The following is a 14,316-nucleotide window of genomic DNA, read 5'->3' as shown; positions in this document are numbered from 1 at the left end:
CGGCCTGGATGCGGTGGCCCACAGGCCTGTTCGGATCGTGCCTGCCGACTCGGCGCCCGCGGATGATCAGCGGGCCGGCACGCCTCGGACGCGCGGAGAGAGCAGACTGCGGACGCTCCTCCCGAGACGAATACCCGGCAGTTCGACGAAGCTGTAGCAGATATAGGCCAACGCCATCGCCGCCATGGTGCTGGCCGCAAAGATCAGCAAGGCGATCACCGGTCTCGGCAACCCCACCGTGTCGATCAGCCAGGCCAGGAACTCGGGGTGATTCCAGACCGGCGTGATCGTCAGGAAGTGAAACAGGTAGTAACTGAACGACAGTTTGCCAAGCCAGTGCGCGATCGGGTGGTCGAGCACGTTGAGAAGCGAAGCGCGAGGACCATAGGCGACGAGATAGATCATCGCCCAGGCGCTCAGCGAGTTGACCAGGAATCGCCAGGTCGATGCGGGTCCGAGCAGCGGACGCGCCGTGAAGAACAGGATGATGAATATCGCGATCGCGATATTGGCCTGCATCGGAGTCAGCCGCGACGCCAGGCGGCCGGAGGCCGCGGCGCAGAAACAGCCGAATGTGAAGGCATAGAACAGCTGCAGCGGCGGTTCGCCGAGGATTTTGTGGATGGACGGATCGAACGACATCACGACCAGGCTCAGTGAAATCGTGATCGATGCGATGACCGCAAGGCGTGTCCCCCGCAGCAGCAGGAGATACATCACGTAGATCACGGGAATGGCCAGCAGCTCGAGCTGCAATGACCACATCACGCCGTTGAGGGATGTACTGATCAGCGCCATGTTCTTGAGGATAGTCGAAAGCGCGGGTGGTGCGCCGAGCAGCGCTGACGCGGCAGCGAACGATCCGATCGCGAAGATGATCGCCGGATACAACCGGAACAGGCGCGCAATGACGAATTCGGCCGCCTGCGCAGGGGAGGGGCTCGGCTCCCGCAGCAGGGAGCGCGTCAGGACAAATCCACTGAGCACGAAAAAGAAGATCACGGCCTGCAGACCATCGACCGCGTGCACGATCGTCGCATAAAGCACGCGACTGCCGGTGCTGAGTTCGACGCCGGGATGCGTCAGCAGTTCGGTCGTTGGACCCGTCGGGGCCTGCACCACATGAGATGCTGCAACCAACAGGGCAGCGATGCCGCGCATCGATTCGAGGCGCGGGATGAAAGTCTGAGGTCGGTTCATTCGGAAGGCGTTCGCTGATCTGAAGGTGACGTTAGAAGCCGGGCGCGAGGCCGTAAAGAGCTTGGCCTGCGCCGGCTCCGCGACGGGGTTGTCGGATTGGCGGTAAGTTGATCTGCGGCGCGCCTGGCCCGTTGATTTGAGGATAATTCGCACCCACCGATTGCGCGGGGTGGGTTAGCGCATGGCCAACCACCGTTGGAACTTAGGCTTTTCCTTCAGCCGCGGCGGGTGCATCACAGTCGTCAGAAGCATCGTCCTGTTGAGCCACTTTGACGACCACCGGCTTAGCCAAGGACCTTCGTCTTCGCAATGCGCGCCTCCGAGCTCGGTCCCTCAGTCGAAGCCCGAAGCACTCGTTGCGAACCGACTTGTCAGCGCCGAGACCTCCCCCGGTCGGCGGTGACCCAGCCCCGGGGCTTTCCCCGCCCAGCCCCGGGGCTCCTTCTTCTCCTGTCCGGCTTCGGCATTCAGTTCTCGCTTTACTGTTGCATTCGGCCAATCGATCTGTTCTTTTAATGCAAATAAGTCGCATGTGCATATAGGCGGCCTTGGCGGGCTCAGGGAAGGCGGAGGTCAGGGTGACCGGGAGACTAGGGGACGAGGCGCTGGCGGGCGCCCCGGGAACGCGGATCTCGCCGTGGCTGTCGGCGGCCTTGCTGTCGTTCGGGGTGCTCTGCGATGCGCCGACGGCATTTGCCGAGGAAGAGCGGATCCAACGAACCCCAGGGGGGCCGCAGCACGCGCCTTTTCGCATTAGCAGGCGGCGAGGCGCCTGGACATGCCGAAGGCGCCGACACCGAGCACATCTTCGGTTTCACGATGGGGTCCGACATTGGCCGGGTCGGCGAGATTGAACTTGAAATGGAGAATGTCGCAGCATTCGGAAAGCGTGATGGCCGCTATGCCACGCTCGCGACGTTGAACCAGATCAAATACACCCTGTCCGATCGTTTCCGTATCGCGCCCGGCTTCGCGCTCGGTGCACAGCGGATCGATGGGGTTGCCGGCTTCGACGATCGCCACCATGTCAGCTTCAACGGCGCCACCCTGGAATTTCGCGCCAAGCTGATCGACAGAGCAACGGCTCCTTTCGGATTGACCCTGCATGCGCAGCCGGGATGGAACCGGATCGACGACGGCAGTGGTCTGCGCGTCGAGCAATACGGCGCAGAGTTCGCGGCGCTGTTCGACAAGGAACTGGTCGAGGATCGCTGGTTCGCCGCGTTCAACGTGTGGTACGGGACGGGCGTCACGCGAACGCATGCCACGGGGGTGACCGCCCACGACTCCGAGTTCGCCCTGCACGCCGCTCTATCTTATCAGTTGAAACCCGGCTTGCTGATCGGTGTCGGGACCCGCTACCTCCGCAGCTATGATGGCGGCGGCCTCGATCGCCTCGTGGGAGAGGCTGTCTATGTCGGACCGACGTTCTCCTACAGTCTCACCAGCACACTTGGACTGTCCGGCACCTGGCAGATCCAGGTCGCGGGGCGTGCTGCCGGAGACGCTCGATGGCTCGATCTCGACAATCACGAGCGTCAGCAGGCGATGCTGCGGATCAACGCACATTTCTGAGGTCATGACGCGGTGAAGAGCGTACGCTACCTCACCACAATCTGGTCCGAATTCACAACTAAGCGTTGCGGAGTATGAACCCGCGGGGGGCGTTGGTCGTGCGCAATTGTCGCATCATCCGGATATGCTCATGCCCCTTGCCGCCGAACCGGCCGCTGTTCCGTCATCCTCTGCTTCCGCCGCTCACGCCGGCAAGCTGGTTCCCTCGTCGCTGCTTTTGTCGCGCGGGGTCGACCGTCTCGAAGTGATGCTCAAGCTGACCACGGCGATCCTCGCGCTCGGCGCGGGCGTCTACACCTATCTGGGCGTGCGCGAGCTGCTCAACGGCAGTCCGACGACGGTGTTTTTCGCGGCGCTGATCTACTCCGTTGCGGTGTCGGTCGGGATCTACGCGTTCTGGGTGTTCCTCATGCAGTTTATGCCGCACGTGGTGGATCGTACCGGGCGGGCGCTGATGTTCGGCTGCATGATCTTTGGATCGCTGATGATCGTGGCGATGTCGTCCTGGCTGAACGCGTCGGCGCTCGCCGGGGCCGCTGCGATCCGCCAGCATCTCTCGATCACGGTGCAGGACTACACGCGCGATCTGGATGCTGCAAACACCAACGCTATCGCTGCGCAGGGACTTCTGCCGGATATCCAGATCGCCGCATCGCGCTTCGCGAAGCTCGCCGACGCCGAGCGCGCGGGCTCGCTGACCGGCACTTCCGGCTCGGGTACGGTGGTGCAATTGCTTACGCAGATGTCGGCCCAGCTCGACAGCCTCGGCAAGGAAGTCGAAGCCTCGGGCAAGCGCGTCGCGGTGCTGTTCGAAGAGGGCGGCAAGCACCTCGCCAAGATGCGGGAGCTGGTGTCTGATCGCGGTCCGATCAGCGAGCGCAGCGACGGTTTCGCTACTGAGTCATTGGCGCTGATGGGGGTAATCGCCAATCTGCAGCAGACTTCGGTCGCTCCTGCGGTGAAGCGCGCCGCAACCTCGTTATCATCGAGCTTCATCGCGCCGTCGGCCGGCGGCCGTAGCGTCGATCTTGCCGAGCGGCAGACGGCGGTGGTCGGCAAGGTCGAGACCGCGATCGCTGCGCAGGCGGCGTCGCTCGCCAGCGCCGCCGACAAAATCCTCGACATGCGGCGGATTGAGCCGGCCCGTTTCCAGGCGATGTCGCCGGCCGAGGCCGTGCTCCGATATGCCGGCGACTTCATCCCGAGCTGGGCTGGTGCAATCTCGATCGACCTGATGCCCGCAGTGTTGGTGCTGATCCTGTGTGTCGTGCACGCGGCGATCCGTCGCGAAGGCCTGCCGGCGGCCAGTGCCTCGGCGATGACCGCAGCCGAGATGATGGCCGCGTTGAAGATGGCACGCGAGGTGGAACAGGCGAGCCGGGCCGTCCAATTGACGGCGGAGCCGGCCAGGTCATCGCCAGTCGAGTCAGCCGCAGAGCCGGTCGTCGCAACCGACGAGAATGTGACCGCGCTGTCCTCGGCACGACACAACAAGTAAGTGTTGGCGGATCGATGACCGGTCTGACGCAACGCTTCCACGACTGGCTGTCCGGCAATCCGGAAGACGCCGTGCTGCGCTTGGTGTTTCGCGGTCTGGTGGTCTTATCGATCGGTGCGCTCGGCTTCGATCTCGCCAGTGCCAATGGCTGGGGAGCGACCGAAGCGGGCGAAGTGGCGCCGGCGCAGCGTGAGGCCCCGGAGGGCTTACCTTCGCTGCCCGCGATCCTGTCGCCGTGGCTGCCCGGACGCGATCGTCTGGCACCGCTGCCGCAGCCGGACGGTGCCCTCGGCAAGCCGATGACGTTCGATCTGGTCGGCGGCAACAGGTTGATGGCCTCGGGCACGATCACACCAGGCACGGCGGGCGCCTTCGCGGCGGCGATCGAGCGGCACGGCGAGTACATCAAGACGGTGGTGCTGAATTCTCCTGGGGGCTCTGTCAGCGACGCGATGGTGATGGGGCGGCTGATCCGCGAGCGCAAACTCGCGACCGCCGTGGAGGCCGGGAAGTACTGTGCCTCGTCCTGTCCGCTGGTGTTCTTCGGAGGCGTGGAACGCCGTGCTGGCGACAAGTCCTCGATCGGCGTCCACCAGGTTTTTGCGGCGAAGTCCGCCGACGCCGATTCTGTGCCGCGCGATGGGATGAGCGACGCGCAGCGGATTTCTGCCCGGTGTCAGCGCTATCTCGGAGAAATGGGCATCGATCTGCAGGTCTGGGTCCACGCGATGGAAACGCCGAAGGATCGGTTGTTCGTATTCAAACCGGACGAACTGACCAAATTCAACATCGTCACCGCTCAGCCGATCGGCGTCTCGAAACCCTGATCGAGCCATCTAAGGCTCTCCCTCCCCGAGGCTCCGCCTGCGGTGCGCCGAGCGAGCGTTGCCGTACGCTTTGCGTGTTGCAGGGCTGCGGTCGCGTGGTTCCAGCAACCTTTCAAATAATGCGCGGTTATGAAGCAACGGTAACCTCGCGAAGGGAGTCGATATGAAGAAGACAGCTTTGGTTCTCGGTGCAGCAGCTACTCTGGCGGTAGTCACCGCCTCAGCGCCCGCGCATGCGCAACGCGGCTGGGGGCCGGCCCTCGTCGGTGGCATCGCTGCTGGCGCGTTGATCGCCGGCGCCGCATCCGGCGGTTATGGTTGGGGCCCGGGCTACGGATATTACGGCGGCGGCCCGTATTACGGCTATGGCCCGAGCTATGCCGGCTACTATGGCGGCCCGGGCTATTACGGCGGCTGGGGCTACGGCGGCCCGCGCTATTACGCCCGTCCGCGCGCGGTCTACTACGGCGGCTATCGCCCCTATGGGGGCTATCGGTCGTCCTACGGCTACTATCGTGGACCGGTGATCCGCGCTGGTTATGGCGGACCGCGGTTCGGCCATGGCCACTTCCATCGCCACTGGTAAGCGAAGCTCAGCCGTTACGGATCGGCTGGAACTGGATGCGGCGGCGCCCGGCGCCGCCGCATCGTGCTATTCGGCGGCGGTCGACCGCCCATGCAGGGCCTGGACAAGTGCCTTGCGCAACGCTTCAAGCGTGTAAGGCTTCTGCAGAAGCGGAAATCCTTCGGCCAGCGCAGATGCGCTGCGGTCGCTGTAGCCGGAGGCCAGCACCACCGGCGTCTCCGGATGATGGTCGCGGATCAGCCGGGCGAGTTCCAGACCACTCATGCCCGGCATCACGATGTCGCTGAACACCAGGTCGATATCGCGATGGCTGTTCAGCAGTTCGAGCGCCGCCTCCGCGGAAGCAGCCTTCACGACCGCGAAACCGCATTGCTCCGCGTAGTCGGTGGCAACAGCTGCGACGTCGGGATGATCTTCGACCAGCAACAGAGTCGCAGTTTTGTCGGCCTGCGCCGGCACCGCGGCTGCATCCGCCGCTTCATCGGCAGGCGCTTCTGCCGAGCGCGGCAGGAACAAGTCGAAGCGGGTGCCCCGGCCGATTTTGCTTTCGACCGTGATGGCGCCACTGGACTGCTGGACGAAGCCGTAGATCTGACTGAGTCCCAGACCGGTGCCACGGTCGACCGGTTTGGTGGTGAAGAAGGGCTCGAAGATGCGGTCGCGAATTTCCTCTGGAATGCCGACGCCGGTGTCGGCGAAGCCGAGGATAGCGTAGTCACCGGTCAGCTTGCGGGGACCGAAATTCTTCAGCGTCTCGGTCCGGATCGAGACGCTGATGCGGCCGCCGTCCGGCATCGCATCGCGCGCATTCAGGGCCAAATTGAGCAACGCGATCTCGAATTCGTTCGGATCCATCTCAACGACAATTCGCTCTGTCGGCGGCTCGATGTCGATGGCGATGTCGCTGCGCACCGATTGGCGCAACACGTCGGCGAACTTCGTCACGCTGTCCCCGAGGTCGACGAGCTTCGCCGCGACGTTGTGTCGCCGCGAAAACGACAGCAACTGCCGGGTCAAGCCGGCGCCTTTGGCGACCGCGGAATCGATCATATCGAGAGTGCGGCGATCCTGCAGGTCGGTGTGGCGCCGCCGCAGCTTCTGAACCGAACCGCCGACCACCATCAGCAGATTGTTGAAGTCGTGGGCGACGCCACCGGTCAGCCGGCCAAGCGATTCCAGCCGTTGTGACTGCTTCAGCGCGTTCTCGGCGGTCGCGCGGCGGTCCGCTTCTTCGTAAAGCCGGCGGGTTCGGGCGAGCGCCAGCATGACGATCGCAATCAGAGCCGCGGTCGCCGGCAGGCCGACCAGCAGATAGGCCCCGAGCTGCGACAGCCACATGTTGCGGATCGTGCGCGTCTCCAGGCCGGCGTAGACGTAGATCGGCAGCTTCGGCAGCTTGCGATAAGCGACCCGTCGTTCGATTCCGTCGAGCGAAGACACCTGGGTGATCGTGCCTTCGGTACTGCCGGCGATCATCGCTCGTCCGATCAGGCCGTCGGTCTTCACCGTCGCATCGGTGTGCTCGATCGCGGGATAGCGGGCCAGGATGGCGCCATCTTCGCGAACCAGCGCCGCGTAGCTACCGCTTTCGCGGCCGACCTTGGCGTAAAAGCCCTCGAAGTAATCCGGCAGCACCGACGATTCGATCACGCCGGCGAAACGACCATCGGGCGTAGCGCGGCGAACGCTGACGCTGAAGAACGGCGCGCCGCCGAACGGCGGCCGGGGCTGCAACGTTCGGCCAACGAACAATCCGATATCCCGGGGCAGATGCGCCTGAAAGTAATCGCGATCGGAGAAGTCGCCGGGCGGCGAGGGGTACAGCATGCTGTTGACCAGCGTCCGCCCGTGCCTGTCGAAGATCCACATCGACTTGATCTGTTCGGAGCCTTCCGCCAAACGCTTCAGCCGCTCGTGGAGCGCCGCCTCGTTGGCTCGGATCTGATCGTCCGACATGTCGCGGATGATCTCCGAAGTTTCGGCGATCGATCGCTCGACCGATTCGAAGATCTTCAGCGCATGTTCGGTGACGATATCGCGGGTCTTGTCGATCTGCCGCTCGGCGCTGTCCTCGTTCGAGCGATAGGCGAGCCAGCCTGCGTAGCTGAACAGGGCCGCCGGCAGAATGACCGACGCAACCAGGATCGCACGCAGCAGCCGGAGGGAATCGCGCTGTGCGGTCAGCATGGGAGAGAAGCGGTGGAACTAGTTGCCATTGATTATCAATTAAGCATCTTTCTTCGCCGCGCGAAACCTCTTGCAAGCCGCTGCGGGATTGGCGGTATTCCCGGTCGAGGGTCTAACTATCGTGAGTGGAACCTTTCCAGTAAATAGCATGTGCCCCGCCGCTCATTTCGCGGCCGCCCGGCGGACCGTTGCACAAGAGGATTGAAGATGCGTGCACTGATGCTCAGCCTGTTGCTTTTGCTCGCCCCCCAAGCCGCCCCCGCAGCGGATGCCGTGAATGGTGAGACGCTGGCCAAGCGCTGGTGCTCCGGTTGCCACTTAGTCTCGGAGGATCAGCGCAAGGGCAACGATCTGGTCCCTTCGTTCGCCTCGATCGCTTCGCGGCCCGACTTTGACGAGGACAGGTTGGCCACGTTTCTGCTCGAGCCGCATCCCAAGATGGAGAGCATGGCGCTCAGTCGGATCGAGACACGGAATATCGCGGCCTTTATTGCGGAGCAGAGGCGGCGCTGAGGCATCTGCGCGCTCCCCGATCGCGACGATCCGCCATCAGCGTCTCGACGCAAGTGACGCCGACGCTTTCCCGGCATCCTCGCCGCGCAACTGCCGGGTGCCGCCTTGACCAACTCGCTGTTTTACACTGCCGATCACGTCGCCTTTCGCGACGTCGTGCGCCGCTTCGTTCAGAAGGAAATCGAACCGTTCGCCACCGAATGGGACGAGGCGGGCGGGTTTCCCCGCGAACTCTACGAGAAGGCCGCCGCGATCGGGCTGCTGGGGCTCGGCTTCCCCGAAGAATATGGCGGCACGCCGACCGACCAGTTCATGTGGATCGTGGCGACGCAGGAACTGGCACGGGCAGGTGCCGGCGGCGTCAGCGCCAGCCTCAACAGCCATTCGATCGGCGCGCCGCCGATCGCGCGCGCCGGCTCGCCTGAGCTGAAGGCGCGGGTGCTGCCGGAGATTTTGTCCGGCAAGAAGATCTCGGCGCTGGCGATCACCGAGCCGTCCGGCGGCTCCGACGTCGCCAATCTGCGCACCCGCGCGGTGCGCGATGGCGACCATTACGTGGTGAACGGCGAGAAGACGTTCATCACCTCCGGCATGCGTGCCGACTACATCACCACCGCGGTGCGCACCGGCGGCGACGGGCCGGGCGGCGTCAGCCTGCTGCTGATTCCCGGCGATACGCCCGGGCTGAGCCGGACGTCGCTGAAGAAGATGGGGTGGTGGGCATCCGACACCGCGACGCTGCACTTCGACAATTGCCGCGTGCCGGCCGGCAACCTGCTCGGGCAGGAAGGCGCCGGCTTCATGATCATCATGCAGAACTTCAACAGCGAGCGCCTGACGATGGCGGCCGGCTGCATCGCGGCGTCGCGGGTCTGCCTGGACGAGTCGATCGCCTACGCCAAGGAGCGCGTCACCTTCGGCAAGCCGTTGTCGAAGCATCAGGTAATTCGCCACAAGCTGGTCGACATGGCGCAGAAGGTCGCTGCGTCGCAGGCGATGCTGGAGCTGCTGGCCTGGCGCGTGCAGCAGGGTGAGAGCCCGATCGCCGAGATCTGCATGCTGAAGAACCAGGCGACGCAGACCATGGCGTTCTGCGCCTCCGAAGCGGTGCAGATTTTCGGCGGTGCCGGTTACATGCGCGGCGTCAAGGTCGAGCGCATCTACCGCGACGTCAAGGTCAACGCCATCGGCGGCGGCACCGAGGAGATCATGAAGGACCTCGCCAGCCGGCAGATGGGATTGTGATCAATCTCCCCGTCATTGCGAGGAGCGAAGCGACGAAGCAATCCAGCGCGGTGCACTGAGCTGGATTGCTTCGCTTCGCTCGCAATGACGGGGCCGAACCTGTAGTAAAAAGGCAAAACCTCGATGCTATTCAGCCAAGAACACGAAGAACCGCGCCGCGTGCTGCAGAAGTTCATCGCCAGCGACATCAATCCGCATGTCGAGGAATGGGAGAAGGACGGCATCTTCCCGGCGCACGAGCTGTTCAAGAAGCTTGGCGATCTCGGCTTCCTCGGACTCAACAAGCCGGTCGAATATGGCGGGCAGGGGCTCGACTACTCCTACGCGCTGATGATGGCCGAGGAACTCGGTGCGATCAATTGCGGCGGCGTGCCGATGGCGATCGGCGTGCAGACCGACATGGCGACGCCGGCGCTGGCGAAATTCGGCTCGGACGAGCTGCGCAAGGAATTCCTGGCGCCGTCGATCGCAGGCGACTACGTCGCCTGCATCGGCGTGTCCGAGCCGAGCGCCGGCTCCGATGTCGCGGCGATCAAGACCACCGCACGCTCGGACGGTGACGACTACGTCATCTCGGGCGGCAAGATGTGGATCACCAACGGCACCCAGGCCGACTGGATCTGCCTGTTGTGCAACACCGGCGACGGCCCGGTGCATCGCAACAAGTCGCTGATCTGCGTGCCGATGAAGACCAAGGGCGTCAGTATCGCACGCAAGCTCGACAAGATGGGAATGCGCTCATCCGACACCGCGCAGATTCATTTCGACGAGGTCCGGGTGCCGAAGCGCAACCGGATCGGCGAAGAGGGCAAGGGCTTCGTCTATCAGATGGTGCAGTTTCAGGAGGAGCGCCTGTGGGGCGCCGCCGCCTGCCTCAAGTCGCACGAGAAGACGATCCAGGACACCATCGATTACACCCGCAGCCGTAAGGCGTTCGGCAAGCCGCTGCTCGACAATCAAGTGATCCACTTCCGGCTCGCCGAATTGCAGACGGAGGTCGAGTTGCTGCGATCGCTGGTCTACCGCGCCGCCGAGCAGTTGGTGGCCGGCGAGGACGTCACGCATCTTGCCACTATGGCCAAGCTGAAGGCTGGCCGACTCGGCCGCGAACTGCCCGACGCTTGCCTGCAGTTCTGGGGCGGCATGGGCTTCATGAACGAGACGCTGGTGACGCGCTCCTATCGCGATAGCCGCCTGACCTCGATCGGCGGCGGCGCCGACGAGGTGATGCTCGGCATTCTCTGCAAGGCAATGGGCACACTGCCGGGGAAGGCGTAACGTCGCCAGGAATGAGCGTCGTTCACCTCTCCCCGCGTGCGGGGAGAGGTCGGATTGCGCAGCAATCCGGGTGAGGGGGCGTCTCCCCGCGGCCGAGCGTTAGTTTGTTTGACGAGCGAGAGTCAGCGACTCGCGGCCTGCCCCTCACCCCAACCCTCTCCCCGCAAGAGCGGGGCGAGGGAGCGCGCTGTGCGCGGCGATGTTCTTCGACTTACACCTGAAACGACCTCGTGCAGGAGGCTCTGCGCTCACTACCCCTGCTCCTGTCCCCAGCGCTGCACGGTGAATCGCGTCAGCGTTCGGAAGATCAGGCCTTCGACGACGAGGCCGATCAGGATGACGGTGAGCAGGCCGGCGAACACGCTGGCGGTCTCGAGTTGGGCGCGGCTGGTGTAGATGAACCAGCCCAGCCCGCCGGAGCGGGCGCTGACGCCGAACACCAGTTCGGCCGCGATCAGCGTTCGCCACGCGAACGCCCAGCCGATCCGCAGCCCGGACAGGATCTGCGGGAAGGCCGCCGGCACTAATATCTCCGCCACGAACCGGCCGCCGGACAGGCCGAGATTGCGCCCGGCCATGCGCAGCGTCGGCGGCACCGCGAGGAAGCCGCCATAGCAGGCCAGCGCCACCGGCCACAGCACCGAGTGCACGATGACGAAGATCAGGCTCGGCGTGCCGACGCCGAACCACAGCAGCGCGACCGGCAATAGCGCGATCGCCGGCAGCGGGTTGAACATCGAGGTGAGTAGCCCGAGCGCCTCGTTGCCCCAGCGCGACAGTGCCGCCAGCGTCGTCAGCACCGCCGCAACCGCGACGCCCAGCGCGTAGCCGGTGATCAGCACGCGCAGCGAGGTCGCCGTCCGGTCCGGCAGTTCGCCGGACAGGATCGCCGACCACAGTGCCGCGAAGGTCGCGCCCATCGTCGGCAGCAGCAGCGGATTGTCGAGCCAGCGCGCATACAGCTCCCAGATCAGCGCAAAGCCGATCAGGATCACGGCGCGCCGCCACGGCGTGCCGGTGAGCGCACGGTGCAGCGCCGGCGCGCGGATCGGTTTCGGTGCGGCGATGTCAGACATGCGCAGGGACCGGATCGGCGAAGACGCTCTGCTGGATCTCCTGCTCCAGTGCGGCGAAGCTCGCGGTGCCGCGGGCGCGGCTGGCGGGCGGCACCTCGAAACTCGCGGCGATCCGCCCGGGCAGCGGCGACAGTGCGATGATCCTGGTGCCGACCCGGATCGCCTCGTCGATGCCGTGCGTGACGAACAGTGTAGTCGTGCCGGTTTCCTCGGCCAGCTTCAACAATTCGTCCTGCATTTGCCGGCGGGTCAGCGCGTCGAGCGCGGCGAACGGCTCGTCCATCAACAGCAGCGCCGGCTCCAGCGCGAAGGCGCGCGCGATCGCCACGCGCTGCTTCATGCCGCCCGACAGCGTGTGCGGAAACGCCTCGGCGAAATTCTTCAAACCGACGCGCCCGAGCCAGTGCCGCGCCACCGCGTCGGCCTCGCGGCGCGGCAGCCCCTTTCCACGCTGCAACGCGTAGCGCACGTTGCCGACCACGCTGCGCCACGGCAGCAGCTGATCGAACTCCTGAAACACCGTCATGCGGTCCGGGCCGGGCGCGACGATGCGGCGGCCGCTCAGCCGGATCTCGCCGGAGCGCGGCTTGAGGAAGCCGCCGACCGCGCGCAGCAGCGTGGACTTGCCGCAGCCGGACGGACCGAGCAGCACCAGCCGTTCGCCGGCCGACAGCGTGAAGCCGACCTCTTCCACCGCCGTCAGCTCGCCGCCGGGTGTCGCGTAGCTGATACTCACTTGGTCGAGCACCAGCAGCGGCGCGGCGGTGCTCTCGATCAGCTCGCTGAGGCGCGGCGCGACGTTCATCTCAGCTACCGGGCTTTTCTCCGAGCCCGGACCAGAACAGATCGCGCCACGACGCCGGCGCCTGTTTGATCAGGCCGAGCTTGGCCTCGAAGTCGGCGAATTTCTGCGCGCCTTCGGGCGCGGTGGTGAAGTTGACGTCCTTGTCGCGGATGATGCTCTCGATCAGCTCGGGCGCCAGCTTGGAGTTCTCGGCCTTGATGTAGAGCGCGGCGGCATCCTTCGGGTTGGCCTTGATCCAGTCATTGGCGCGGTCGAGGCCGCGCACGAACGCCTGAATCGTCTTGGGGTTATCATTGACGAACTTGGTCGTCGCATACACCACGTTGAAGGTGTGCGGCCCGCCCAGCACGTCGTAGCTGTTGAGCACCTGGTGCACCTTGCCGCTGGCGAGCTCCTGCTGCGAGAACGGCGGCGAGGTGAAGTGCGCGGTGATCTCGGAGCGGCCCGACAACAGCTGCGCCGCGGCGTCCGGATGCGGCATGCTGACGGTGAGGTCGTCCAGCTTGTCGTATTTGCCGAACGCCTTGTCGGCGGCCATCTGCAGCACGATCGGCTGGAAGCCGACCTTCACCGACGGCAGCGCGATGCGGTCCTTCTCGGTGAAATCCGCCAGCGTTTTGACGTTCGGATTGTTGGTGGTGAGAATGTTGGCCATCGAGCCGAGCGCGGCGACGCCGATGATCTTGGCGGTGCTACGCGTCTTGTCCCAGGTCAGGATCATCGGCGCGATGCCGGCGGTCGCAAAGTCGAGGCTGCCGGAAATCAGCGCCTCGTTCATCGACGCGGCGCCGGACAGCCGCAGCCATTCGATCTTCGGCGGCGCGATGCCGAGCGCCTTGGCTTCCTCTTCGATCAGTCCGTTCTGGCTGGCGACGATCAGCGGCAGATAGGCGATGCCGAATTGCTGGGCGATGCGCAGCTGCGCGGTCTCGGCGCGCGCGTGGGTGGCCGTGCCGGCGGCGAGCGCAGCGGCGAGACTGCCTGCGCACAGATAGTTGGACGTCTGCATGGGTGTCTCTCGATGGCCGTGCGTGGGTGCGAAGCGGACTGATCTGATCAGATTTGAGCAAATCTACGGTGTGGTCCAGCACGCAAACGGAGCAGGGTCGTTTTAGAAACGGCCATGCTGGTAGAGACGTTATCGGCAGATAGTTGTTCTTGGAACTGCAGTCGTTAGCGAATGTCTTTCCGGCTCTCGCTATTCCGCTTCCCCGAACTTGTGGTCCGCCCAGCCCCAAGCACGGCGCAACCTCTCCCCGCGGGCGGGGAGAGGTCGGATTGCGCAGCAATCCGGGTGAGGGGGCGCCTCAGCGCGGCCGAGTGCTACTGATTATTCGTCAACAGCAGCGCGGTGCTCGCGTCGCCCTCACCCCAACCCTCTCCCGCAAGCGGGAGAGGGAGCGCGCCGTGCGTGGTGTTGGCCGTCATTGCGAGCGCAGCGAAGCAATCCAGAGCCCCGAGCACTGCCCGACCTCTCCCCGCGTGCGGGGAGAGGTCGGATTGCGCAGCAATCCGGGTGAGGGGGC

The 14,316-nt window shown here is 64.8% G+C and carries 12 protein-coding genes; 7 read left to right on the top strand and 5 right to left on the bottom strand.

Annotated elements, in window-relative coordinates; genetic code table 11:
- Positions 1-66: 66 nt before the first annotated feature.
- Positions 67-1,353 carry an acyltransferase family protein gene (locus IP86_RS02110; protein ID WP_197279593.1) on the bottom strand — a complete coding sequence of 429 codons (1,287 nt, stop codon included), beginning with the start codon at positions 1,351-1,353 and terminating at the stop codon, positions 67-69.
- Between the two features lie 525 nt (positions 1,354-1,878).
- Here IP86_RS02110 and IP86_RS02105 point away from each other — a divergent pair.
- The 4 genes from IP86_RS02105 (at position 1,879) to IP86_RS02090 (ending at position 5,686) form a co-directional block, all read left to right on the top strand.
- A complete protein-coding gene (locus IP86_RS02105; protein ID WP_156332353.1) occupies positions 1,879-2,775 on the top strand; it encodes a DUF6662 family protein in 897 nt (298 codons plus the stop codon).
- 130 nt (positions 2,776-2,905) lie between these two features.
- Entirely contained in the window at positions 2,906-4,273 is a 1,368-nt protein-coding gene (locus tag IP86_RS02100; RefSeq protein ID WP_502693982.1) for a hypothetical protein, read from the top strand.
- Between the two features lie 14 nt (positions 4,274-4,287).
- Positions 4,288-5,100 carry a COG3904 family protein gene (locus IP86_RS02095; protein ID WP_054160922.1) on the top strand — a complete coding sequence of 271 codons (813 nt, stop codon included), beginning with the start codon at positions 4,288-4,290 and terminating at the stop codon, positions 5,098-5,100.
- Between the two features lie 163 nt (positions 5,101-5,263).
- The gene (locus IP86_RS02090) at positions 5,264-5,686 is read left to right on the top strand and encodes a hypothetical protein (protein WP_054160921.1); all 423 of its coding nucleotides are present in this window, start codon (positions 5,264-5,266) and stop codon (positions 5,684-5,686) included.
- 66 nt (positions 5,687-5,752) lie between these two features.
- On the opposite strand, the gene IP86_RS02085 is transcribed toward IP86_RS02090, so the two are convergent.
- Positions 5,753-7,873: a hybrid sensor histidine kinase/response regulator family protein gene (locus IP86_RS02085; RefSeq protein ID WP_054160920.1), complete on the bottom strand. Its 2,121-nt coding sequence runs from the start codon at positions 7,871-7,873 to the stop codon at positions 5,753-5,755.
- Between the two features lie 207 nt (positions 7,874-8,080).
- On the opposite strand from IP86_RS02085, the gene IP86_RS02080 reads away from it, so the two are divergent.
- The 3 genes from IP86_RS02080 (at position 8,081) to IP86_RS02070 (ending at position 10,909) form a co-directional block, all read left to right on the top strand.
- Complete coding sequence (locus tag IP86_RS02080; RefSeq protein ID WP_054160919.1) at positions 8,081-8,386, top strand: cytochrome c552; 306 nt, start codon at positions 8,081-8,083, stop codon at positions 8,384-8,386.
- Positions 8,387-8,491: 105 nt separating this feature from the next.
- Positions 8,492-9,631: an acyl-CoA dehydrogenase family protein gene (locus IP86_RS02075; RefSeq protein WP_054160918.1), complete on the top strand. Its 1,140-nt coding sequence runs from the start codon at positions 8,492-8,494 to the stop codon at positions 9,629-9,631.
- A 123-nt stretch (positions 9,632-9,754) separates the two neighbouring features.
- The gene (locus IP86_RS02070; protein ID WP_054160917.1) at positions 9,755-10,909 is read left to right on the top strand and encodes an acyl-CoA dehydrogenase family protein; all 1,155 of its coding nucleotides are present in this window, start codon (positions 9,755-9,757) and stop codon (positions 10,907-10,909) included.
- A gap of 251 nt (positions 10,910-11,160) precedes the next feature.
- On the opposite strand, the gene IP86_RS02065 is transcribed toward IP86_RS02070, so the two are convergent.
- Genes IP86_RS02065 through IP86_RS02055 form a run of 3 tightly spaced genes read right to left on the bottom strand, consistent with a single transcriptional unit; the run spans position 11,161 to position 13,799 of the window.
- Positions 11,161-11,985 carry an ABC transporter permease gene (locus IP86_RS02065; RefSeq protein WP_054160916.1) on the bottom strand — a complete coding sequence of 275 codons (825 nt, stop codon included), beginning with the start codon at positions 11,983-11,985 and terminating at the stop codon, positions 11,161-11,163.
- A complete protein-coding gene (locus IP86_RS02060) occupies positions 11,978-12,790 on the bottom strand; it encodes an ABC transporter ATP-binding protein (protein ID WP_054160915.1) in 813 nt (270 codons plus the stop codon). The genes IP86_RS02065 and IP86_RS02060 overlap by 8 nt, the downstream gene beginning before the upstream one ends.
- 1 nt (position 12,791) lies before the next feature.
- Positions 12,792-13,799: an ABC transporter substrate-binding protein gene (locus tag IP86_RS02055; RefSeq protein WP_054160914.1), complete on the bottom strand. Its 1,008-nt coding sequence runs from the start codon at positions 13,797-13,799 to the stop codon at positions 12,792-12,794.
- Positions 13,800-14,316 lie beyond the last annotated feature (517 nt).

This window comes from Rhodopseudomonas sp. AAP120, assembly GCF_001295845.1.
In the GTDB taxonomy this organism is placed as follows: domain Bacteria; phylum Pseudomonadota; class Alphaproteobacteria; order Rhizobiales; family Xanthobacteraceae; genus Rhodopseudomonas.
Note: the sequence above shows the minus strand (reverse complement) of the source record. Positions and strands in the feature narration are given on the sequence as shown.

Excerpts from the sequence above, each read along its gene's own strand:
- IP86_RS02105 (WP_156332353.1), top strand. The coding sequence starts at position 1,879 with ATGCGCCGACGGCATTTGCCGAGGAAGAGCGGATCCAACGAACCCCAG.
- IP86_RS02100 (WP_502693982.1), top strand. The coding sequence starts at position 2,906 with ATGCCCCTTGCCGCCGAACCGGCCGCTGTTCCGTCATCCTCTGCTTCC.
- IP86_RS02095 (WP_054160922.1), top strand. The coding sequence starts at position 4,288 with ATGACCGGTCTGACGCAACGCTTCCACGACTGGCTGTCCGGCAATCCG.
- IP86_RS02090 (WP_054160921.1), top strand. The coding sequence starts at position 5,264 with ATGAAGAAGACAGCTTTGGTTCTCGGTGCAGCAGCTACTCTGGCGGTA.
- IP86_RS02085 (WP_054160920.1), bottom strand. The coding sequence starts at position 7,873 with ATGCTGACCGCACAGCGCGATTCCCTCCGGCTGCTGCGTGCGATCCTG.
- IP86_RS02080 (WP_054160919.1), top strand. The coding sequence starts at position 8,081 with ATGCGTGCACTGATGCTCAGCCTGTTGCTTTTGCTCGCCCCCCAAGCC.
- IP86_RS02070 (WP_054160917.1), top strand. The coding sequence starts at position 9,755 with ATGCTATTCAGCCAAGAACACGAAGAACCGCGCCGCGTGCTGCAGAAG.
- IP86_RS02065 (WP_054160916.1), bottom strand. The coding sequence starts at position 11,985 with ATGTCTGACATCGCCGCACCGAAACCGATCCGCGCGCCGGCGCTGCAC.
- IP86_RS02060 (WP_054160915.1), bottom strand. The coding sequence starts at position 12,790 with ATGAACGTCGCGCCGCGCCTCAGCGAGCTGATCGAGAGCACCGCCGCG.
- IP86_RS02055 (WP_054160914.1), bottom strand. The coding sequence starts at position 13,799 with ATGCAGACGTCCAACTATCTGTGCGCAGGCAGTCTCGCCGCTGCGCTC.